19 protein-coding genes and 1 other RNA gene are annotated in these 20,088 nt (G+C 75.4%); 9 read left to right on the top strand and 11 right to left on the bottom strand.

Going from position 1 to position 20,088, the window contains the following annotated elements; genetic code table 11:
- Window positions 1–138: 138 nt before the first annotated feature.
- From ACFVXN_RS02895 to ACFVXN_RS02870, 6 genes are all read right to left on the bottom strand, one after another.
- Complete coding sequence (locus ACFVXN_RS02895) at window positions 139–1,965, bottom strand: carbohydrate-binding module family 20 domain-containing protein (protein ID WP_389226956.1); 1,827 nt, start codon at window positions 1,963–1,965, stop codon at window positions 139–141.
- A gap of 162 nt (window positions 1,966–2,127) precedes the next feature.
- The gene (locus ACFVXN_RS02890) at window positions 2,128–3,063 is read right to left on the bottom strand and encodes an aldo/keto reductase family oxidoreductase (protein ID WP_389226953.1); all 936 of its coding nucleotides are present in this window, start codon (window positions 3,061–3,063) and stop codon (window positions 2,128–2,130) included.
- 153 nt (window positions 3,064–3,216) lie between these two features.
- Window positions 3,217–4,998: a DUF222 domain-containing protein gene (locus tag ACFVXN_RS02885; protein ID WP_389226950.1), complete on the bottom strand. Its 1,782-nt coding sequence runs from the start codon at window positions 4,996–4,998 to the stop codon at window positions 3,217–3,219.
- Window positions 4,999–5,133: 135 nt separating this feature from the next.
- Window positions 5,134–5,421, bottom strand: a complete 288-nt coding sequence (locus ACFVXN_RS02880; protein ID WP_389226947.1) for a DUF1905 domain-containing protein — start codon at window positions 5,419–5,421, stop codon at window positions 5,134–5,136.
- 46 nt (window positions 5,422–5,467) lie between these two features.
- On the bottom strand, window positions 5,468–6,430 hold the full coding sequence (locus ACFVXN_RS02875) for a DUF5692 family protein (protein ID WP_389226943.1): 963 nt from the start codon (window positions 6,428–6,430) through the stop codon (window positions 5,468–5,470).
- Between the two features lie 66 nt (window positions 6,431–6,496).
- Window positions 6,497–7,147: a TetR/AcrR family transcriptional regulator gene (locus ACFVXN_RS02870; protein WP_389226940.1), complete on the bottom strand. Its 651-nt coding sequence runs from the start codon at window positions 7,145–7,147 to the stop codon at window positions 6,497–6,499.
- Window positions 7,148–7,243: 96 nt separating this feature from the next.
- On the opposite strand from ACFVXN_RS02870, the gene ACFVXN_RS02865 reads away from it, so the two are divergent.
- Window positions 7,244–7,672: a type II toxin-antitoxin system PemK/MazF family toxin gene (locus ACFVXN_RS02865; RefSeq protein WP_389226937.1), complete on the top strand. Its 429-nt coding sequence runs from the start codon at window positions 7,244–7,246 to the stop codon at window positions 7,670–7,672.
- 2 nt (window positions 7,673–7,674) lie between these two features.
- On the opposite strand, the gene ACFVXN_RS02860 is transcribed toward ACFVXN_RS02865, so the two are convergent.
- The gene (locus tag ACFVXN_RS02860; protein ID WP_389226934.1) at window positions 7,675–8,034 is read right to left on the bottom strand and encodes a nuclear transport factor 2 family protein; all 360 of its coding nucleotides are present in this window, start codon (window positions 8,032–8,034) and stop codon (window positions 7,675–7,677) included.
- A gap of 78 nt (window positions 8,035–8,112) precedes the next feature.
- Between ACFVXN_RS02860 and ACFVXN_RS02855 the strand changes: the two genes are divergently transcribed.
- The gene (locus ACFVXN_RS02855) at window positions 8,113–8,913 is read left to right on the top strand and encodes a MerR family transcriptional regulator (protein ID WP_389226931.1); all 801 of its coding nucleotides are present in this window, start codon (window positions 8,113–8,115) and stop codon (window positions 8,911–8,913) included.
- Between the two features lie 82 nt (window positions 8,914–8,995).
- On the opposite strand, the gene ssrA is transcribed toward ACFVXN_RS02855, so the two are convergent.
- Window positions 8,996–9,362: a transfer-messenger RNA gene (gene ssrA, locus ACFVXN_RS02850) on the bottom strand.
- Between the two features lie 195 nt (window positions 9,363–9,557).
- Between ssrA and ACFVXN_RS02845 the strand changes: the two genes are divergently transcribed.
- Window positions 9,558–10,061: a DUF6328 family protein gene (locus ACFVXN_RS02845; protein ID WP_389226928.1), complete on the top strand. Its 504-nt coding sequence runs from the start codon at window positions 9,558–9,560 to the stop codon at window positions 10,059–10,061.
- A gap of 52 nt (window positions 10,062–10,113) precedes the next feature.
- On the opposite strand, the gene ACFVXN_RS02840 is transcribed toward ACFVXN_RS02845, so the two are convergent.
- Window positions 10,114–10,935 (bottom strand): TetR family transcriptional regulator, encoded by an 822-nt coding sequence (locus tag ACFVXN_RS02840; protein ID WP_389226925.1) that lies wholly within the window; start codon window positions 10,933–10,935, stop codon window positions 10,114–10,116.
- 192 nt (window positions 10,936–11,127) lie between these two features.
- On the opposite strand from ACFVXN_RS02840, the gene ACFVXN_RS02835 reads away from it, so the two are divergent.
- The 5 genes from ACFVXN_RS02835 to ACFVXN_RS02815 all read left to right on the top strand — a co-directional run bounded on the left by ACFVXN_RS02835 (window position 11,128) and on the right by ACFVXN_RS02815 (window position 16,229).
- Window positions 11,128–12,093 carry an ABC transporter ATP-binding protein gene (locus ACFVXN_RS02835; protein ID WP_389226923.1) on the top strand — a complete coding sequence of 322 codons (966 nt, stop codon included), beginning with the start codon at window positions 11,128–11,130 and terminating at the stop codon, window positions 12,091–12,093.
- Window positions 12,090–12,824: an ABC transporter permease gene (locus ACFVXN_RS02830; RefSeq protein ID WP_389226920.1), complete on the top strand. Its 735-nt coding sequence runs from the start codon at window positions 12,090–12,092 to the stop codon at window positions 12,822–12,824. Before ACFVXN_RS02835 ends, ACFVXN_RS02830 begins: the two co-directional genes overlap by 4 nt.
- Before the next feature lie 81 nt (window positions 12,825–12,905).
- Window positions 12,906–13,670: a histidine phosphatase family protein gene (locus ACFVXN_RS02825; RefSeq protein WP_389226917.1), complete on the top strand. Its 765-nt coding sequence runs from the start codon at window positions 12,906–12,908 to the stop codon at window positions 13,668–13,670.
- Window positions 13,671–13,714: 44 nt separating this feature from the next.
- On the top strand, window positions 13,715–14,791 hold the full coding sequence (locus tag ACFVXN_RS02820) for an ATP-dependent DNA ligase (RefSeq protein ID WP_389226914.1): 1,077 nt from the start codon (window positions 13,715–13,717) through the stop codon (window positions 14,789–14,791).
- Between the two features lie 67 nt (window positions 14,792–14,858).
- Window positions 14,859–16,229, top strand: a complete 1,371-nt coding sequence (locus ACFVXN_RS02815) for an NAD(P)/FAD-dependent oxidoreductase (protein ID WP_389226911.1) — start codon at window positions 14,859–14,861, stop codon at window positions 16,227–16,229.
- 13 nt (window positions 16,230–16,242) lie between these two features.
- Here ACFVXN_RS02815 and ACFVXN_RS02810 read toward each other — a convergent pair whose 3' ends face one another.
- Together ACFVXN_RS02810 and ACFVXN_RS02805 are read right to left on the bottom strand one after the other, a co-directional pair.
- Window positions 16,243–17,067, bottom strand: coding sequence for an esterase/lipase family protein (locus ACFVXN_RS02810; protein ID WP_389226908.1), 825 nt, complete (start codon window positions 17,065–17,067; stop codon window positions 16,243–16,245).
- On the bottom strand, window positions 17,064–17,810 hold the full coding sequence (locus ACFVXN_RS02805) for an alpha/beta fold hydrolase (protein ID WP_389226905.1): 747 nt from the start codon (window positions 17,808–17,810) through the stop codon (window positions 17,064–17,066). The genes ACFVXN_RS02810 and ACFVXN_RS02805 overlap by 4 nt, the downstream gene beginning before the upstream one ends.
- Before the next feature lie 122 nt (window positions 17,811–17,932).
- Here ACFVXN_RS02805 and ACFVXN_RS02800 point away from each other — a divergent pair, with 122 nt between their 5' ends.
- Window positions 17,933–20,068: a thioredoxin domain-containing protein gene (locus ACFVXN_RS02800; protein WP_389226902.1), complete on the top strand. Its 2,136-nt coding sequence runs from the start codon at window positions 17,933–17,935 to the stop codon at window positions 20,066–20,068.
- Window positions 20,069–20,088 lie beyond the last annotated feature (20 nt).

The raw sequence follows: 20,088 nt of genomic DNA, 5'->3' as shown, positions 1-20,088 counted from the left end.
GGGGGCGGGTGTCCTCTCCGAGTGGGCCGTCCCCCCCGCGGCGCGTTCGGGGCGGGCGCGGCCCCCCCCCCCCGCCGGGGGGGGGGGGGCCGCCTCCCCCCCCGCCCCCCCCCCCGACCCCGGCGTCCCCCGAGCGCGTCAGCGCCAGGTGTCGTCCAGCACGACCGACCCGTCGGCCCCGACCGTCGCCGTCCGGTTGCCGCCGGACTCCCACACGACGCTCCCTGAGCCGTCCTTCTTCACGTACTTGTACTCGAAGGTCGTCCCGGCGGGCAGGTCGACGGTCGCCCGCCACACCGGGTAGGTCGCGGAGGACAGCGGGACCGCCGAGGCCGGGGCCCACGAGCCGAGCGCGGGGATGCTGCCGACGACGAACACGTTCTGCCCCCAGACGGTCGTCGCCGTGACGTTGAACGACGCGTCGCCCTGCACCGGTCCACCGCCACCGGTGGTCGTGCGCCCGACGTGCAGCGCGAGCGCCCCGTACGCCGGGACCGTCGCGGTGAACGTCCCGGACGCGGAGACCGTCACCGTGCGCGAGCAGTCCGCCGCCGCGACCGCGTCGCAGTACGTGCCGGCGGGCAACGACGTCTGGTAGGTCCGGGTCACGGGCGCCGCGGAGTTGTTGATCGTCACGTAGCCCTTGCTCCCACGGCCGAACGCGATGTGGTTCGCGCCGTCGTCCCACCAGCGGGTCACGGCGGTGCCCTCCACCGCGTTGTGGAACCCGACCATCCCGGCGACCTCGGTCCAGCGCTGGGTGCACGTCCACTGGCCGGAGGTGCAGCTCGCGTCCGGGACGCTCGTGGCGGTGGCGCCCGGTGCGCCGGCGTCGTGGTCGGTGAACCGGTACCCGGAGTACACCGAGGGCGATCCGTACGGGTACGCCAGGAGGAACGCGTTGGCGAGCACGTACTTGGCGCCCCACTGGTACGTCATCGTCTCGCCGTTGCGCTCGGTGTCGTGGTTGTCGACGAACACCCCCGCCTGCGCGGACGGCAGCAGCCCGTTCGCGATCCCGGCCAGGTCCTTGATCTGCCCGTCGAACCGCGCCTTGAGCGTCCGGGCGTAGTCGAACTCGTGCACGTCACCGTTGCCGACGTACTCGGACTCCTGGACGGGCTCGCCCGCGGCGCCGATGACCTCCTGCACCCAGTAGGCGTTCGGGTTCGTCAGGCGGGACCGGATCGCGGCGAGGTCCGCGGCCGGGATGTGCTTCGCGGCGTCGATCCGGAAGCCCGCGACACCGAGCGACAGCAGGTCGTTGAGGTACGCGGCGATCCGGTCGCGCACGTAGGTCGACCCGGTGCGGAGGTCCTGCAGCGAGACCAGTCGGCAGTTCTGCACCTGGTAACGGTCCTGGTAGCTGGCGATGTTCGAGCGGCAGTCGTTGAAGTCCGCGTAGCCGTAGATGCCCGGGAACGAGTCGACTCCGAACGACGAACCGGCGACACCGGTCCCACTACCCAGGTCCGCGCCGGTGGTGTGGTTGATGACCGCGTCCGCGATGACGCCGACACCCGCAGTGCGGCAGGCCGCGACCATCTGCTGGAACTCGGCACGGGTGCCGAGCTTCGACTCGATGCGGTAGCTGACCGGCTGGTAGGACGTCCACCACGCCGTGCCCCGGACGTGCTCCTGGGGCGGGGACACCTGCACGTACCCGAACCCGGCGGGGCCGATCGTGCTGGTGCACTCGGCGGCGACCGAGTCCCAGGTCCACTGGAACAGGTTCAGCACCACGTTGCCGCGCCCGTTCGGCGACGTCACCACGGGCGAGGGGGTCGGTGCGGTCGCCGTCGCCGGGACGGCCGCCGCCAGCAGCCCAGAGGCGCCGAGCGTCAACGCGGCCAGGCCGGCGACGGTCCGGCGGATGCCGAGCCACCGCCGTGCACTGCCCGGTGACTCGCGCCGTCGGCGGCGGTCTCCGGCTGCGGTGTGCGTGCGTGATCGGACGAGCGTCATTGCCCTGCTCCTGTCGTCGAGCGCCCCCTGCGCGGGACGCGTGCCCGCCCCGGCGACGGTGCCGGGACGTCCCACCCGCTCGACGGTTGCAACGACTTGCCGAGCGTTGCAGCAAAACGTACAGGCGTGCGGCGCTCGTGTCTGCCCCCTCGGGTCCAGGTGTCAGGGCACCCGGTGACCTGCCGCACGGAACAGCTCGTACCACTCGGCCCGGGTCAGCGGGATCTGCGACCCGGCGGCGGCCTCGGTCACGCGGGACGGGGTAGTCGTACCGAGAACGACCTGCATCTGCGCCGGGTGCCGGGTGATCCAGGCGGTCGCGATACCGATCGGGGTGACGCCGTACCGGGCGGCGAGCCGGTCGACGACGTCGTTGAGCTCCGCGTACTGCTCCCGGTCGCCGAGGAACACGCCGTCGAAGAAGCCCTTCTGGAACGGCGACCACGCCTGCAGCGTGATGTCGTGCAGCCGGCAGTAGTCGAGCAGCCCGCCGTCCCGGTCGATCGACTGGTCCAGCCCGGCCATGTTCGCGGACACCCCGGCGGCGACCAGCGGGGCGTGCGTGATGCTCAGCTGCACCTGGTTCACGACCAGCGGCTGCGTGACCGACTTCTTCAGCAGGTCGATCTGCCGGGGCGTGTGGTTCGAGACGCCGAACGCCCGCACCTTGCCCGCGGCCGCGAGCTCGTCGAACGCCCGCGCGACCTCGTCCGGCTCGACCAGCGCGTCCGGGCGGTGCAGCAGCAGGATGTCGACGTGGTCGGTCCGCAGCGCCTGCAACGAACCCTCGACGGACGACACGATCTCCTCGTAGGAGAAGTCGAAGTAGGGACCGTCCTTGATGATGCCGACCTTGGTCTGGATGACGTACTCGTCCCGCTGCGACGGGGTCAGGTCGAGTGCCTCGGCGAACCGCGCCTCGCAGCCGTGCTTCTCGTCCCCGTAGACGGCGGCGTGGTCGACGAACGTGATCCCCGCGTCCCGGGCGGTCCGCACGAGCTCGCGGACCTCGTCGTCTGACTTGTCCTGGATGCGCATCAGCCCGAGCACGACGTTGGGGGCGACGATGTCGGTGCCGGGCAGGGTGAACGTCTTCATGCTGGTCCTTCGGTCGACGGTGACGGCGAGGGGCGCGGCCACGAGCCGTGGCGCTCCCCGAGCCTAGGAGGCCAGAGCGAGCGGCGCCCGGGCTGCACCGGCTCGGCACCGTGTCAGCCCGGCGAACCGGACCCGTCAGCGTCGGCACCGGCGTCAGAACGGCGGCGGCCGGCCGGCGTCGTCGCTCGTGGTCCGGACGTGGTCCCGGGTCCCGGGCCGTGACCGGTAGCGCTGCCCGGTGGGCGTGATCCACTCGAACAGACCGGGGGCGTACTGGTGCAGGGTGTGGCCGCCGTCGGTCTTGAGCCGGTGGTCGCGGTGGCACAGCGGCGCGAGGTTCGCGGCGCAGGTGGTGCCGGGCTCGGTGCCGGGCGGGTCGCCCGGCTGCTGGTGGAAGCAGCGGGTGTGGTCGAGGTCGGCGTGCTCGGCCGGCACCGTGCACCCCGGGCGCACGCACGTCCGGTCCCGGAGCCGGACGTGCTCCGCGAGCGCCGCCGGCGGTCGGTAGCGGGTGCGTCCCACGTCCAGGACGGTCCCCGACCGCGGGTCCGTGACGATCCTCCGCCACACCCCGCCCGCCGCGAGGGCGCGCGCTCGCACGGCGTCGATCGGGCCGTAGCCGTGCAGCTCCGCGGGCTGGTCGTCGATCCCCAGGAGCGTCGCGGCCGAGATCGTGATGAAGACCTGGGCGCCGGGTCGCATCCCGCCGGCGCTCCGAGCGGGCCGGTCAGCCGTCTCGTCGTCCGCATGGACTGCACCCGCCACGCCGTCCGCCACGACGCCGCCCGCCCCGCGCTCCGCACCGACCTCGGCCACGCCCTCCGGCACCCGCTGGTACACCGTGACGCCGACCCGCTCCCCGTCGAGCACCACGGTGCTCGACCCGACCTCCCAGGCCGGACCGTCGACGGGCAGGTCGGTGCCGACGACGAGGTCGCGCAGCCCGTCGGCGCGCAGCTGGTCGAGCGTGCGCGGGTCGCCGAGGTTCTTCGCGGCCAGCGCCTGGTGCCGCAGCACTCCGTCCACGCGGACGGCGTCCTGCGCAGCCAGCAGCACCGACAGGGATGCCATCCCGTCGGGGAGCATGCGCGGGCGCGACACCCGACGGCTCGCGTACGCCCGGTCGTGGAGCTCCGCGACGCCGTCCGGGTCGACCTCGAGCAGCGCTCGTGCGACGTCCCGCTCCAGCTCGGCGACGGTCCGCCGGCCTGCGCCCGGGAGCACGCGGTCCTCGACCTGCGTCGCGACGTCCCAGGGCAGCTCGGCGAGGCGGTCGACCAGGACCCGCGCCCGGGAGGCGTCGACCCGGCCGGCCGCCATCGCCTCGCCGGTGGCCTGGAGCACCTCCTCGTACGCGATCCCCTCGCGGACCAGCCGGTTCGCGGCGATCCGCGACACCCCGAGCCGCATCGCCAGCTCGTCGCCGGCGACCGAGCGCTGCCGTGGGGGCGGTCCCGCGAGGCGGCTCCAGTGCGGTTCCATCTCGGGCTCCCGGGCGAGGACGCCCGCCCACCGGGCCGTGCGTGCGTGCGCCCAGGACTCGACGCGCGCCGACGCGGCGACCGCCTCCACGACGCCCCGCGCGGACAGCGACCCCGGGTCGAGCCCGTCGAGCCACTGCGCGAGCGCGGCACCCGGGACCGCGGCCTCCAGCAGCGCGACCTCCCACCGCTGCTCCACGAGGACCCGCTCGGCCGACCCCGCCGGCACCTCCGCGAGCGCCGCCAGGCACGCGGCACGCACCTCGGGCGGCACCGGCAGCGCGTCCCAGTCCGGGGCGGCGGGCGTGCCCGCGTCCACGAGCCGTGCGCCCACGCTGAACCCCGGTCGACGCTCGCCCGGGTCGGTGCCCACGCTCCACGCGCCGATCCGCGCCGCACCCGAGGTCACGTCGGGCGGCGCCTCCTCGGGGTGTCCCTGCGGGTCGTCGGCCATGCGCCCGAAGCTAGGACACGTCGCCGGCGCTCCGGGCATCCCCGCCGCCCGACCTGGGGACGACACGCACCTCCCCCGCCTGTGCAGGGGTCGGCACCCGCTGCTGGAGCGCCCGCAGGCCCGCGCGCGCCGGACTCAGACGTCGACCGTCAGCACCAGCGCGACGGTGTCCCCGAGCTCGACGTCCTCGGCCCGCCGGACGGCGTCCTTGAGCGGCACGAGGTACCCGCCCTCCCGCGGGAACAGGGACGTCGTGAACGGGGTCTGCCCGAGCAGCCCCTGGACGGGGATCACGCCCCACCCGTAGGAGACGAGCGACGACGCGGCGCGCAGGGCTGCGGCCGCGTCGTCGGGGACGCGCACGAAGTGGTACGGGGCGGGACCCCGCCAGTGGACGACCTCGCCCTCGAACCGCAGCTCCATCGCGCCAGGGTACGAGCCCCGTCGCCCGGACGGCCGACGAGCCGGCTCAGGCGGGCACGGTCTCCCGGACGGGCCGCTCCCCGCCCGCGCCCTCCTCGGCGACGACCCGCTGGTACGCGGCGAGCTCCGGGTAGAGCTCGGTGCCGGTGAGCGGGTTGCGGCGCGTGGTGACGACGCGGTGCACCTGGTAGGCGGCGAGCGCGACGTTGGACAGCAGCGAGATCGCGCTCACCACGAACAGCGCGGTGGTGTCGTGCGACGCCTCGACGGCGAACCGCGACGAGGTCACGAAGGTCGGGACGGCCATCGTGAACATCATCCAGAGGGCCAGCGTGTGCGCCCGGTGCTGGAGCCACGCGCCCCGCTTGAGCAGGAACGCGGGGATCGTGCACGAGATGAGCAGCGCCGCCCCGGCGTAGAAGGCGTGGTCGCCGACGCAGTTGTAGACGTACGCGAAGTTCCACAGGTCGTACGGGATGATCCAGAACCACAGCATGTCGGGCCACACCATGTCGCGGCTCGGCGACCGGCTGATCATGATCCCGGCCCAGCCGCAGATGGTGACGAGGTTGAGGATCCCGGCGACGCCGTTCATCACGTTCCAGGGCCCGGGGACCATGTAGACGCCGTCGTGCATGCCCTCGGTCATGCCGGCGACCTGGAAGTCGCGCAGCACGGCCTCGGCGATGTTCAGCGCGAGGATCGCGGCGGGGAACGCCAGCGCCCAGCGCTTGGCCGCGAGCCTCGGGTGGTACCGCAGCGCCATGAACCCGAGGCACCCCGCGAGGGCCGAGTAGACCTTGACCCAGTGGAACCACGTGCCGGTGCTCGACCCCGCGCCGGCCGTCTGCGGCCACACGAAGATCGTCAGCACCAGGGGCAGCGCGACGAAGAACGCGAGCCCGGCGGCGCGCCACCGTCGGGTGACCTCGTTGAGCCCGATCAGCGCCGCGAGCACGACGCACCACATGACCCCCGAGTACCAGGGGATCGACTCGAACAGGAACACGGTGCTGCCTCCTTGCGGAACGGCGCCGTCGCGTCGTGCGGCGGCGTGGTCGGTGGGGCGCGGGGTCTACCCGGCCGGGTCGGGCGCGGGCAGGCGCCCGACCATGTCGAGCCGGAGCGTCTGGCGCACGAGCGCGGCCAGGACCTCGTCCGGGACGTCGGGCTCGGTGCGGACCAGCCCGACGAGTCCGTGCACGAGGACGACGAAGGTCGCGCGGACGTGCTCGATCGCGAGCCCGTGCCGGGCGGAGTAGGCCTCGACGGTCGTGAGCTGGAGGGTGTCGACGACGGCGAGCACCGCCCGGTCCAGGAACCGCTGGTACAGCGCGGCGTTCTCGACCCGGTGCAGGTCGGCGCGCAGCGGGTCGTCGGGCCGGGTCTGGGCCCGGAACAGGGCGATGACGTCGCGCAGCGCACCCGCGACGTCGCCGACGGTCCGGTGGGCGTCCCAGTCGCGGACGGATCCGGCGAACGCCTCGACGCGACGGTCGAGCACGCCGTCGAGCAGGTCCTGCGCCGTCGGGAAGTAGTGGTAGACGAGACCGCGGGTGACCCCGGCGGCGCGGGCGACGTCGCTGACCGTCGTGCGGCTGATCCCGCGCTCGGCGTAGGCCCGTTCCGCGGCGTCGAGCAGCTCGGCGCGCCGGCGCTCCGGTTCGAGCACCGTGCGCGTCGTCCGCTGCTGACCCGCCGGCTCGGCGTCCTCCGACTCGCTCACAGCACGACCGTAGGACTCATTGACACATCGTCAACGGGACGATCGTCCCGTCCCGGGCAAGGCGTCCGGGGCCCGGTCCTGGCATGCTCGCGTCCCGTGACCGACCAGCTCCTGCCCCCCGCGCTCGCCGACCTGATCGCGGACCGCCCCTGGCTGCTCGTCGTCGGCGCCGGCGCCGTGCTGCTCGTGCTGCGGCTGCTGTCGCGCGCGGGGCGGCCGACGGTCCGGCCCGGCGAGGTGTGGTTCGCGATGGTCCCCTACCGCGACGGCACCGGCGCGAAGGACCGACCCGTCGTGGTCCTGTCCGTCAGCGGCCGCACCTGCCGGGTCGCGCGCCTCACCTCGCAGGACCAGGACCGCCGCCCGGAGTACACCCGCCCGCCGGGCCGCCTCCCCGGGCTGCGCGCGGACAGCTGGGTCGACCTGCGCCCGCTGGACCTGCGCCGCTCGGCGCTGCGCCGGCGCGCGGGCGACGCCGGACGGGACTGGGTCCGCTGGTACGAGGACGCGGCGCAGGGGCGCTGACCTCAGCCCGCCGGAGCGATGACCAGCGCGGACACCCGGTCGCCGGCCACCGCGAACGAGGAGTCCAGGTCGACGACACCACCCGGGAAGTCGCCCTCGAGCCGGTGGGTGACGACCCAGCGGCCGTCATCCGCCCGCCGGGCGCCGAGCAGCCGGCTCGTGTACCGGAACTCGGCGCCGGCCCGGGTGAGGAACCGCCGGACCTCGTCCGCCCCGCGGTAGGTCGTGCCGTCGTCGACGACGACGGCCGTCGGGGTGAACACGCGCAGCGCGGCGTCGGCGTCCTCGGCGGTGCGCGCCGCCAGGTAGGCGCGGACGGGGGCGGGGAGCCCGTTCGGGGAGATGCTCGTCGGTGTGGTCATGCCGCGACCCTGCGCGCTCCCGCGGCGGGAGGGTCAAGGACTGGACCCTCCCCCGGGGAGAGGGTGCACGATGGCGGCGTGCTGGCCATCGGTGAGTTCTCCCGGCTGACCCACCTGAGCGTGCGGACGCTGCGCCGCTACCACGACACGGGTCTGCTCGAGCCCGCGTCCGTGGACGCCGCGACCGGGTACCGCTCCTACAGCCCCGACCAGATCCCGACCGCGCAGGTCGTGCACCGGCTGCGGGAGCTCGACGTCCCGCTCGCCGACGTGCGGCGGATCCTCGGATCCCCCGACCCGGGCACGCGCGCCCGCCTGGTCGCCGAGCACCTGCGTCGCCTGGAGCGCGAGCTCGACCGGACCCGGGGCGCCGTCGCGTCGCTGCGCCGGCTGCTGCATCCCGAGCCCGCCGCCCTCGACGTCGCGCTGCGCGTCGAGCCGGAGGCCACCGTCGCGGCGGTCGAGGACGAGGTGGACCTGGACGACGTCCTGGCCTGGTACGCCGGGGCCACGGCCGAGCTGGACGCCGCCGTCGCCGACCCCACCGGCGCGCCCGGGGGCCTCTACGACAACGCCCTGTTCGAGGACGGCCGGGGCCGGGTGCTGGTGTACCGGCGCACGACCCGGCCGCCACGCACCGGCAGGGTGCGACCGACGACGCTGCCCACCGTGGAGCTGGCGGTCACGACCCACGTCGGCGCGCACGACGACATCGACGTCACCTACGGCGCGCTCGGCGCGTGGGTGGTCGCCCACACGCTCGCGGTCGCCGGCCCCGTGCGCGAGACCTACCTCGTCGGTCCGCGCGACACGCCCGACCCGGCGGCGTGGCGGACCGAGATCGGCTGGCCGGTGTTCCGGCTGAGCGCGCCGGGGTGAGCACGTCCGGACGCGCAGGCCCGGACGCGCAGGCCCGGACGCACGACGAGGCCCGCCCCTCGGAAGGGACGGGCCTCGTGCACTGTGGAGGTGGCGGGAATCGAACCCGCGTCCGATGACGTGGGACCAGGACTTCTCCGGGCGCAGTCTGCTGCGCTTTTCTCGGCCCCCACCGTCACGCAGACGAGCGGTGGACGGGCTCAGTCACCTAAAAGTCCCCGCAGCCCCGGTGACGAAGGCTGCGAGCAGTGGCTCCCTAGATGACGCCAGGATCTGAGTCGGAAGCTAGCTCAGGCTGACGGACTTCGAGGCTCGCTCAGGCGGCGAGGGCGAAGTCGGTGCGCTTGTTATCGGCACCTATGGGTTTGCACGGAGCGTTGACGAGATAACCGTGCGTCCTCGGCCCGCTTCTCCTGGTTCGACGATCACCGTCGAAACCGATCACCCCCAGTGATCATGCTGTTCAGTTGTCAACCACTGCCGACCACCGCGTGCACCGCACGCAGCAGGTCCAGCATAGGGCTCCAACGACCGCGGACGCACGATGATTCCCGTCGCCGCGCGCGGACCGCCCCGGCGCGGCACCATACGGGCCTGAGCGTCCGGCACCCCCCGGCCGGACGCCCGTGGACGAAGGACGCACCATGACCGACCTGCACGCCGACGCCGACCCCGCCGACGGGCGCGACGAGACCGCGAACGAGCGGATGGACCGGAACTGGAACGAGCTGCTGCAGGAGCTGCGGGTGGCGCAGACGGGCGTGCAGATCCTCACCGGGTTCCTGCTGACGGTGCCGTTCCAGCAGCGGTTCGGCGACCTCGACGCCTACCAGCGGGGCCTCTACCTGGTGCTGGTCGTGCTGTCGGTCGCCGCGACGGGGTTCATCGTGGCGCCGGTGTCGCTGCACCGGATCCTGTTCCGCCGCGGCCTGAAGCGGGAGCTCGTGGACTCCGCCGACACGCTCGCGCAGACCGGGCTGGCGATGCTCGCGCTGGTGCTCGCGGGCGCGACGATGCTGCTGTTCGACGTGGTGGTGGACCGGACGGCGGGGTACGTCGCGGGCGGCGTGGTGCTGGCGGGGCTGGCGCTGGTGTGGGTCGCGGTCCCGCTGCGCCTGGCCCGAGCCGCCCGCCGCGAGGACGCCTGACCCGACCCGCACGGCCCGGCCCGGGCACGACCCGGGCACGACCCGGCGCGCGTCAGTCCGCGAGCAGCCGGGCGATGATCCGGGCGCCGGCGGCGGGCGACATGTCCGGCGAGCCGGTGAGCTTGCCCTCGAGGGTCGCGACGTTGAGCACGCTGATGATGGCGAGGGCGGTGTCCCGGTCGTCCTGCGTGGGCACGACGTCCCCGGCGGCGACGCCGTGGGCCTGGACGAGCCGGACGCGGGCGACCTGCTCGGCGGCGAGCTCGAACGACCGGACGTGCAGCTCGGCGAGCTCCCCGGCGGCGTCGGGGTGGCGCAGCCCGTAGGTGAGGAACTCCAGCTGCAGCAGCAGCCGGGGGTCCTCGCGCGCGGCGGCGAGCCAGGCGGCGAGCACCTCGACGTCCACGCCGTCGTCGGTGAGCCCGGGCAGGTCCAGCTCGGGCGACTCCAGCGCGATCCCGAGCCGCTCCCGCGCGAGCGCGAGCATCACGTCGCTCTTCGACCGGAAGTGCGCGTAGAGCGCGCCCTTGGTGTACCCGGCCTCGGCGGCGATGTCCCCGACCGACGCGCCCTCGTAGCTCTGGGCGGCGATCACCCGGGCCGCGGCGTCGAGCAGGTCGGCGCGGGTCCGGTCGACGCGCTCGCGCCGGCGCTCCTCCGCGCGGCCGGTCCCGGCGCGCTTCGCGACGTTCTCGGAGGCGTCGGCGAGCCCGCGGGACGCCTCGCGCAGGCTGGCCGCGAGCGCCTCGCCCACCTCGGGGACGACCTGGTTGACGTGGCTCCCGATCATCCGGGTGAGGGCGGCCGTGGCGTCGGCGAGCGCGCGCGTGGCGGCGCCGATCGTCTCCTGCGGGTCGGGCTCGTGGCGGGACATGCGGCCATCCTAGGCGTGCGACGTACCGATCGGTATCCCGAGGTACGCGCCTCGCTCGCACACGTCCCCCACCTGCGCCAACGTTCGAACTCGCCGTCATGTACCCCCTGGTATCCGACCGCCGAACCCTGCTACCGTCCTGCACGTACCGATCGGAATGTGCCGGTCGGGACGTGACGAGGGAGGGGAACGATGGGCTCCGACGACGTGCTCACCGTCCGCGGGCTGCGCAAGCGCTACCGCGGACGCCGGGGCGTGCAGGCGAACGACGGCATCGACCTGGACGTGGCCGCCGGCCAGGTCGTGGGTCTGCTGGGCCACAACGGCGCGGGCAAGACGACGCTGGTCAACCAGGTGGTCGGCCTGGTGCTCCCCGACGCGGGGACGATCCACCTCGACGGGATCGACGCCGTCGCCGACCCGCACCAGGCCCGGCAGCGCGTGTCGATCCAGGCCCAGGCGAACGTCCCGATCACCGGGCTCACCCCGCGGCGCGCGATCGAGCTGGTCGGCCGGATCCGCGGCGGTGACCGGACCGCGGTGCGCCGCAGCGCCGCGACGCTCATCGAGGCGCTCGACCTCGGCCCGTGGGCGGACACCCCGGCCGAGAAGGTCTCCGGCGGCATCGCCCGGCTCACCGCCTTCGCGATGACCGTCGTCGAGCCCGGCCGCCTGGTCGTGCTCGACGAGCCGACCAACGACGTCGACCCCGTGCGCCGCCGGCTGCTCTGGCAGCAGATCCGCGCGCTCGCCGACTCCGGACGCGGCGTCCTGCTCGTCACCCACAACGTCCGGGAGGCCGAGCGCGTCGTCGACCGGCTCGCCGTCCTCGACCACGGCGTCGTGCTGGCCGAGGACACCCCCGCCGGCCTGACCGCGCCGCTGCAGGGCTCGCTCACGGTCGAGGTCGACCTCTCCCCCGGCACCCCGCTGCTGTGGCACCCCGCGGTGCGGCCCGGGACGGACGCCCGGGGCCGGGCCACCGGCACGGTGCGGGCCCAGGACGCCGCCGAGGTCGTGCGCTGGGCGCAGGACGAGGTCGGCGCGGGCCGCCTCGAGCGCTACGCGCTGACCCCGGCGTCCCTCGAGGACGTCTACGTGTCCCTGGTCGGCGACGAGCACCACGCCACGACCGCCCCAGTCGGTGAGGCCGCGTGACCACCGTCGGCCAGACCCTCCTGCTGGCGCAGTGGCAGTTCCGCCGCCAGTCCACCTACCTGCCGCTGATGGTCGTCGTGCAGGTGTTCATGGCCGTCGCCACCGTGATCGGCTACGGCCTGCTGGTCGGCGACCCCGACCCGACCACCGCCCTCTACCTCGCGACGGGGGCGCCGACGGTCACGCTCATCACGATCGGCCTGGTCATCACCCCGCAGCTGCTGTCCCAGTCGCGCACCGAGGGCAGCCTCGACTGGATGCGCACGCTCCCGGTGCCGCGGACCGCGTTCCTGGTCAGCGACCTGCTGGTGTGGACCCTGCTCGCGCTGCCCGGGATGCTGCTCGGCGTGCTGGCCGGGGTGCTGCGGTACGACGTCGACCTGTCGGTGGCGCCCTGGCTGGTACCCGGCTCGCTGCTGGTGTCGCTCACCGCGGCGGCCGTCGGGTACGCGATGGCCTCGCTGCTGGCGCCGGCGCTGGCGAGCCTGGTGACCCAGGCGCTCGTGTTCGTCGTGCTGCTGTTCTCCCCGGTGTCCTACCCGGCCGAGCGGATGCCCGACTGGCTGCAGGCGGTGCACGGCTGGCTGCCGATCGAGCCGATGGCGGAGCTGGTCCGCGCCGGGCTGGTGCAGGACACGTTCAGCCTGCCGCTGCGCTCCCTGGTCGTGCTGGTGGTGTGGTGCGTGGCGTCGGTGGCCGGCGCGACGTGGGCGCTGCGCCGTCGGGCCTGACCGCGCGCCACCCGCAGGGAGCCCGGCCACCGGGCCCGGCCACCGGGCCCGACCGCCGGGACCGTGCCTAGGATCGCGGGCATGCCCTTCCTCGCGACCACCGCCGACCCGGCGGAGCACGGCCCCGGCGGCGTCGTCCTCGGCGCGCTCGACGACGAGCCCACCCCGGACGGCGCGACGACGCTCTACCTCGTCCGGCACGGGCGCACCGAGTACAACACCGCCGGCCTGCTGCAGGGCTGGTCGGACTCGCCGCTGACGCCGGCCGGGCTGGCGGGGGTGCGCGCCACGGCCCGCGTCCTGGCGGGCCGGAGCTTCGCCGCGGCGTACGCCAGCCCCTCCGGCCGGACGGTCGCCACGGCGCGCGAGCTCCTGACGGCGCACCCGGGCGTGGACCTCGCGTGCGACGACGGCCTGCGCGAGCTGCACTTCGGCGACCTGGAGGCCAGGCCCGAGGCCGAGCTGCTGGCGCTCGGCGACCCGGCCGCGATCTTCGGCGGCGTGCTCACCGGCACGTGGGGCGGGTTCCCCGGCGCGGAGCCGACCCGGGACTACCTCGACCGGGTGGCGGACGCGTTCGGGCGCATCGAGCAGGCGCACCCCGGCGGCGGCGACGTCCTCGTGGTCAGCCACGGCGTCACCCTGCTCGCCTACCTGTCGATGGCCGGCACCGTCCCGATGGAGGCCCTGCCGAACGCGAGCGTGTCGACCGTGCGGATCGGCCCGGACGGCGACCGGACCGTGCGGACGTTCGGGTTCGACCCGACCGCGCAGGGCGCACCCGGGCTGCCGGTGCCGGACTCGGGCGAGCCCGTGCGGTCCCCGGATCGGCCCGACGCCGGCTGAGCCACCCCTGGCCGCGACGGCCGCGTCCGAGCAGGATGGGGCGCATGGACCTCCCCGTGATGCCCCCCGTCAAGCCGATGCTGGCCAAGGCGGTCCCCGAGATCCCCGACCTGGGGCACACCGAGCCGAAGTGGGACGGGTTCCGCTCGATCGTGTTCCGGGACGGCGACGAGGTGGTGCTGGGCAGCCGCAACGAGAAGCCGCTGACCCGCTACTTCCCGGAGCTCGTCGAGCAGATCAGGGCACACACCCCGCCGCGGTGCGTGCTCGACGGCGAGATCGTCGTCGTCACCGACGACCGCCTGGACTTCGACGCGCTGCAGCAGCGGATCCACCCCGCCGAGAGCCGGGTGCGGCTGCTCGCGGGGCAGACGCCGGCGTCGTTCATCGGGTTCGACCTGCTGGCGCTCGGCGACGACGACCTGATGGGCACCCCGCTGCGCGAGCGCCGCGCGCGGCTGGTCGACGCCCTGGACGCGGCCCGCGGCGGCCCCGACGCCCCCGTGCACGTGACCCCCGCGACCGCCGACCTCGAGCAGGCGCGGCAGTGGTTCACGCAGTTCGAGGGCGCCGGGCTGGACGGCGTGGTCGCGAAGCCGCTCGACGGGCTGTACCTGCCCGACAAGCGCGCGATGTCCAAGATCAAGCACGCCCGCACCGCCGACTGCGTGGTCGCGGGCTTCCGGTGGCACAAGTCGGGGCCGGTGGTCGGGTCGCTGCTGCTGGGGCTGTGGACCGAGGACGGCCGGTTGCAGCACGTCGGCGTCGCGGCGTCGTTCCCGATGGCCCGGCGGGCCTCGCTGCTGGACGAGCTCGCGCCCTACCGCGACCCCGACCTCGCCGACCACCCGTGGGGCGACTGGGCGGACCAGTCCGCCCACGGCGACAAGCGGATGCCGGGGGCGGTCAGCCGGTGGAACGCGACCAAGGACCTGTCGTTCGAGCCGCTGCGCCCCGAGCTGGTCGTCGAGGTCGCGTACGACCACATGGAGGGCGACCGGTTCCGGCACACCGCCCAGTTCCGCCGCTGGCGCACCGACCGCGACCCCGCGTCCTGCACCTACGCGCAGCTCGAGGAGCCGGTCGGGTTCCGGCTGTCGGAGATCCTCCCCCCGGCCTGACGCGCGCGGTCGGGGCGCCGCTCGTAGGGTCGGATGGGCCCCGTTCACCGCCGTGGGAGGACCCCTGATGAGCCACACCGCCCCCGCTCGCCCCGGCACGCCCCACGACGTCGTGGTGATCGGCTCCGGGTTCGGCGGCCTGTTCGCGACGCAGGCCCTGCGCGACGCCCCCGTGCGTGTCACGGTGATCGACCAGACCGCGACGCACCTGTTCCAGCCGCTGCTCTACCAGGTGGCGACCGGGGTGCTGTCCGTCGGCGAGATCTCCCCGGCCACCCGCGACGTGCTGCGCCGGCAGCGCAACGCCCGGGTGCTGCTCGGGGTCGTCACCGAGATCGACCTGGCGCACCGGGTCGTGGTGTCGTCCTCCCCGCTCGGCGAGACCCGGACCCGCTACGACAGCCTCGTGGTCGCGGCCGGGGCGGGGCAGTCGTACTTCGGCAACGACCGGTTCGCCGACTTCGCGCCCGGCCTGAAGAGCATCGACGACGCCCTGGAGATCCGCGGTCGGGTGTTCGGGGCCTTCGAGCTCGCCGAGCTGACGTCCGACCCCCAGGAGCGCGCCCGGCTGACCACGTTCGTCGTCGTCGGCGCGGGCCCCACGGGCGTCGAGATGGCCGGCCAGCTCGCCGAGCTCGCGCACCGGTCGCTGCGCGGGAACTTCCGGCACCTCGACCCGGCGCAGGCCCGGATCCTGCTGGTCGACCCGGTCCCGCAGGTGCTGCCCGGCTACCCCGAGCGGCTGCAGGCCGCCGCCGCCCGCACCCTCGAGGGCCTGGGCGTCGAGCTGCTGACGGGGCACAAGGTCGTCGACGTCGACGCGGGCAGCGTCTCGCTCGAGGACTCCGACGGCACCCGGACCCGGGTCCCCGCGCAGACGAAGATCTGGGCCGCGGGCGTCGCCGCGTCGCCGCTCGGCCGCAGCCTCGGGGAGCAGACCGGCGCGGAGGTGGACCGCGCGGGCCGCGTCGCCGTCGAGCCGAACGGCTCCCTGCCCGGCCACCCCGAGGTGTTCGTCGTCGGGGACATGGCGTCCCGCCCCGGCGTGCCCGGCGTCGCGCCCGCGGCGATGCAGTCCGGGCGGTACGCGGCGCAGGAGATCGTCCGGCACGTGCGCGGCGAGCCCACCGGCCGGCCGTTCGTCTACCGGGACAAGGGCAGCCTCGCGACGATCTCCCGGTTCGCGGCGGTGGCGAAGATCGGTCCGGTGCAGTCCGCGGGGTTCGGCGCGTGGCTGCTGTGGCTCGGGGTGCACATCGTGTACCTCGTGGGGTTCAAGAACCGGGTGACGACGCTGCTGCACTGGGCCGTGAGCTTCATCGGCCGCGGTCGGTCGGAGCGCGCCGCGACCTGGCAGCAGGTGGTCGGCCGCGGGGCCCTGCGCAGCCGCGGCGCCGACCGCCCCACCCGGCCGACGGGCGACGTCGCCGGCGGCTGACGCCCCGCCCGGGTCACCCCGCGGTCGGGTGCCCTGCGGTCGGGGGCCCCGCGGTCGGGGGCCCCGCGGCCGGTCCGGCGGGCGGCCACGCCGCGAGCCGCGCCAGCTCCGCGGCCAGCAGCGGCACCAGCGCCGGGTCGGTGAGCGACCGGAAGTGCCCCGGCGTCGCCAGCCGCACGAACCTCGCGCCCGGCAGCTCGCTGCCGCCGGGGATGTGCGGGTCGTAGCAGGTCGCCACCGACACGATGCGCCCGTGGTCGGCGCGCTGGGCGGCGAGCGCGGTCAGCACCTCGTCGTCGGGCAGGAACGCGCGCACGGCCCGCAGCGGCAGGTACCGCGCGTACGGCGACCCCGCGAACGGCGTGTTCACGGCGACCAGGCCGAGCAGCCGGTCGCGGACGTCCGCGCGCCCGAGCAGCGACTTGCCGATCAGCCCGCCCTTGGAGTGCGCGACCACGACGGCTCCGCGCAGGTCGGCGTCCCGCAGGTAGGTCGCCGCGAGCTCGGCCATCTCGGGCACGCTCCCCCGGTTCAGGCCGAACGGCGCGACGACGTGCACCGCGTGCCCCCGGCGGTGCAGCGCGCGTGCCAGCGGCTCGAGGAACCGCCACGACTCGTAGACGCCGGGCAGCAGCAGAACCGGCGCCCGGACCGGGCTGCCGGGCGCCGCGCTGCCCCGGACCGGCGGAGTCGTGTACGACTCCGGCGACGTGCGCGACAGCAGCCCGGCGACCTGACGACCGGCGGCGTAGGCGTAGTCGGCGGCCCACCAGAGCGCGTGCCGGACCCGGCCGGCCGGGACGCACGCCGCCAGGGCGGCCTCCGGGGTCGCGGTCACACCCGCGCTGCCTCGACAGCGACCCCGTGCCGCACCCAGCGCGCGACCAGCGGCGCGTGCGTGGCCTGGGCGACGTGCCCGGCGCGCGGCACCTCCCGCGCGGTGCCGTCGGGGGCCAGCGCCGCGAGCCGCCGGTTCCACGCCCGCGTGCACACCGGGTCGTGCTCGCCGCGCACCAGCAGCGCCGGCCCCGGCAGCCGGGCGACCGCCGCGGCCGTGTCGAACCGCAGCATGTGGGGCAGCACCGCGCCGTACCAGAACGGTCCCGCGCGCAGGTAGTCCGCGACGACGAGCGCGTTGACCCGCGCGGGCTCGTGCCACCCGTCCCGGGCGAGCCGGAGCGCCTGCCGGAGCGCGTCGGGCGCACCGTCGTCGACGACCGTGCCGATCAGCACGACCCGCTCCACCAGGTCGGGGGCGCGCAGCATCGCGGCGGCCACCACCTGCGCACCCATCGAGTGGCCCACGAGCACGGCCCGCTGGACGCCCCGGTCGCGTACGGCGGCGAGCACCGCGTCGGCCAGGTCCTCGATGCCCGGCACCCGGCGGGGGCGCGGGCTGCGGCCGAACCCCGGCAGGTCCGGCACCAGCACCCGGTGGTCGCGGGCGAGGTCGGCGGTCAGCGCCCGGAACGACCGCTCCGACATCCCGATGCCGTGCACGAGCACCACCACGGGGCCGTCCGCGGGCCCGGTCTCGGTGAGGACGATGCCGGGCAGGGGGTCCAGCAGGTCCTCGGTCACCCGCCCTGTCTACCCGCTGCGCCCCGACCCCGCCCGCCGGGACCCGACCCCGCCCGCCGGGACCCGGCCGCACGCCGAGGGGTGCGGTCGCGACCGGGCCGGGGCGGCGGCAGGGTGGGTCCATGCCCAACCGCCTCGCCCGCAGCACCAGCCCCTACCTGCGCCAGCACGCGGAGAACCCGGTCGACTGGTTCGAGTGGGGCGAGGAGGCGTTCGCCGAGGCGCGGCGCCGGGACGTGCCGCTGCTGGTCTCGGTCGGGTACGCCGCGTGCCACTGGTGCCACGTGATGGCGCACGAGTCGTTCGAGGACCCCGCCACGGCCGCGCTGATGAACAGCCGGTTCGTCAACGTGAAGGTCGACCGCGAGGAGCGCCCCGACCTCGACGCCGCCTACATGGCCGCGACCCAGGCGATGACCGGGCAGGGCGGCTGGCCGATGACGGTGTTCGCGACCCCCGAGGGCGACCCGTTCTTCTGCGGCACCTACTACCCGCCGGTGCCGGTCGGGGGCAGCCCGGCGTTCGGCCAGGTGCTCGAGGCCCTGTCGCGGGCGTGGCGGGAGCGCCGGGACGAGGTGCGCGGCGGGGCCGCCGAGCTGCTGGCCGCGCTCGGCGGGACGGGCACGCCCCCGGCCGACGCAACCGCAGCCGACACACCCCCGGCCGACTCGCCCGCCGGCACCGGGTCCGACACCCCCGCCCTCGACCTCGACGCCGTCCGCCAGGTGTCCGCCCTGGCGGTGGACGCCCTCGCGAGCACGTACGACGCCGAGCACGGCGGGTTCGGCGGCGCCCCGAAGTTCCCGCCGTCGACCACCCTGGAGTGGCTGCTGCGCCGGCACGCGCGCACCGGGGACGAGCGCGCGCTGGCGATGGCGACGGGCACCCTGGAGGCGATGGCCCGCGGCGGGATGGCCGACCAGGTCGGCGGCGGGTTCGCCCGCTACGCGGTGGACGCCACCTGGACGGTGCCGCACTTCGAGAAGATGCTCGAGGACAACGCCCTGCTCCTGCGCGTCTACGCGCGGTGGTGGCGCCAGACCGGCTCGCCGCTCGCGCTGCGGGTCGTCGAGGGCACCGCCGGGTTCCTGCTCCGCGACCTGCGCACCCCCGAGGGCGCGTTCGCCTCGTCGTCGGACGCGGACACCGACGGCGTCGAGGGCGCGACGTACGTGTGGACCCCCGGGACGCTCGCGGACGCGCTGGACCCGCAGGACGCGGCGTGGGCGGCGGAGCTGCTCGGCGTGACGACGGCGGGCACGTTCGAGGCCGGGACGTCCGTGCTGCAGCTGCGCGCCGACCCCGCGCCGGGCGAGGAGCGGCGGTTCGAGCGGGTGCGCCGCGCGCTGCTGGCGGCGCGGTCCAGGCGGCCGCAGCCGGGCCGGGACGACAAGGTGGTGGCCGCCTGGAACGGCCTCGCGATCACCGCGCTGGCCGAGGCGGGCACCGTGCTGGACCGCCGCGACTGGGTGGCGGCGGCGGTCGACGCGGCGCGGGTCCTGGCCGAGGTGCACACCCTGCACGGGGGCGACGGCCTGGCGCGGCTGGTCCGCACGTCCCGGGACGGCGCGGTCGGCACCGCGCCGGGGGTCCTCGCCGACTACGCGGACGTCGCGGAGGCGTTCGGCGTGCTCGGCGGGGTCACGGGCGACCACGCGTGGACCGCGCGCGGCTCGGCGCTGCTCGACACCGTGCTGGCGCGGTTCCGCGCGCCGGACCACGCGCTGCGCGACACCGCGGACGACCAGACCGACCCGGTCGTGGCCCGGCTGTCGGGTCGCCCCGACGTCGCCGACGGGCCGTCGGCCGGCGGGCAGTCCGCCGCGGCGGCCGCGCTGCTGGCCCGCGCGGCGCTGACCGGGTCGGCCACCGACCGGCGGGCCGCGGAGCTCGTGCTGGCCGCGCCGCTGTCGATCGCGCACCGGCACCCGCGGGCGGTCGGCTGGGCCCTGGCCGCGGCCGAGGCGCTGCTCGACGGACCGCGAGAGGTCGCGGTGCTCGGCCGGGCGGACGACCCGGCGCGTGCCGCCCTGGTGCGCGCGGCGGTGCACTCCCCCGCGCCGGGCCTGGTGCTCGCGCAGGGCGACCCGGCGGAGCTCGCGGACGACCCGCTCGCCCCCGGCCTGCTCCGGGACCGACCGCTGGTCGGTGGCCGCGCGGCGGCCTACGCCTGCCGGGGGTTCGTGTGCGCGCTGCCGACCACGGATCCCGCGGTGCTCACCGGGCTCCTCGGACCGGACGGCACCGCCCCGGCCTGAGACCCCGCCTGAGACCCGGC

The sequence above is a fragment of the Cellulomonas sp. NPDC058312 genome (genome assembly GCF_042880135.1).
Taxonomy (GTDB): Bacteria; Actinomycetota; Actinomycetes; order Actinomycetales; family Cellulomonadaceae; genus Cellulomonas.
Note: the sequence above shows the minus strand (reverse complement) of the source record. Positions and strands in the feature narration are given on the sequence as shown.

Coding starts and splice junctions, on each gene's coding strand:
- ACFVXN_RS02835 (WP_389226923.1), top strand. CDS start 11,128: ATGGGCTCCGACGACGTGCTCACCGTCCGCGGGCTGCGCAAGCGCTAC.
- ACFVXN_RS02890 (WP_389226953.1), bottom strand. CDS start 3,063: ATGAAGACGTTCACCCTGCCCGGCACCGACATCGTCGCCCCCAACGTC.
- ACFVXN_RS02895 (WP_389226956.1), bottom strand. CDS start 1,965: ATGACGCTCGTCCGATCACGCACGCACACCGCAGCCGGAGACCGCCGC.
- ACFVXN_RS02820 (WP_389226914.1), top strand. CDS start 13,715: ATGGACCTCCCCGTGATGCCCCCCGTCAAGCCGATGCTGGCCAAGGCG.
- ACFVXN_RS02845 (WP_389226928.1), top strand. CDS start 9,558: ATGACCGACCTGCACGCCGACGCCGACCCCGCCGACGGGCGCGACGAG.
- ACFVXN_RS02860 (WP_389226934.1), bottom strand. CDS start 8,034: ATGACCACACCGACGAGCATCTCCCCGAACGGGCTCCCCGCCCCCGTC.
- ACFVXN_RS02815 (WP_389226911.1), top strand. CDS start 14,859: ATGAGCCACACCGCCCCCGCTCGCCCCGGCACGCCCCACGACGTCGTG.
- ACFVXN_RS02800 (WP_389226902.1), top strand. CDS start 17,933: ATGCCCAACCGCCTCGCCCGCAGCACCAGCCCCTACCTGCGCCAGCAC.
- ACFVXN_RS02840 (WP_389226925.1), bottom strand. CDS start 10,935: ATGTCCCGCCACGAGCCCGACCCGCAGGAGACGATCGGCGCCGCCACG.
- ACFVXN_RS02880 (WP_389226947.1), bottom strand. CDS start 5,421: ATGGAGCTGCGGTTCGAGGGCGAGGTCGTCCACTGGCGGGGTCCCGCC.
- ACFVXN_RS02825 (WP_389226917.1), top strand. CDS start 12,906: ATGCCCTTCCTCGCGACCACCGCCGACCCGGCGGAGCACGGCCCCGGC.
- ACFVXN_RS02885 (WP_389226950.1), bottom strand. CDS start 4,998: ATGGCCGACGACCCGCAGGGACACCCCGAGGAGGCGCCGCCCGACGTG.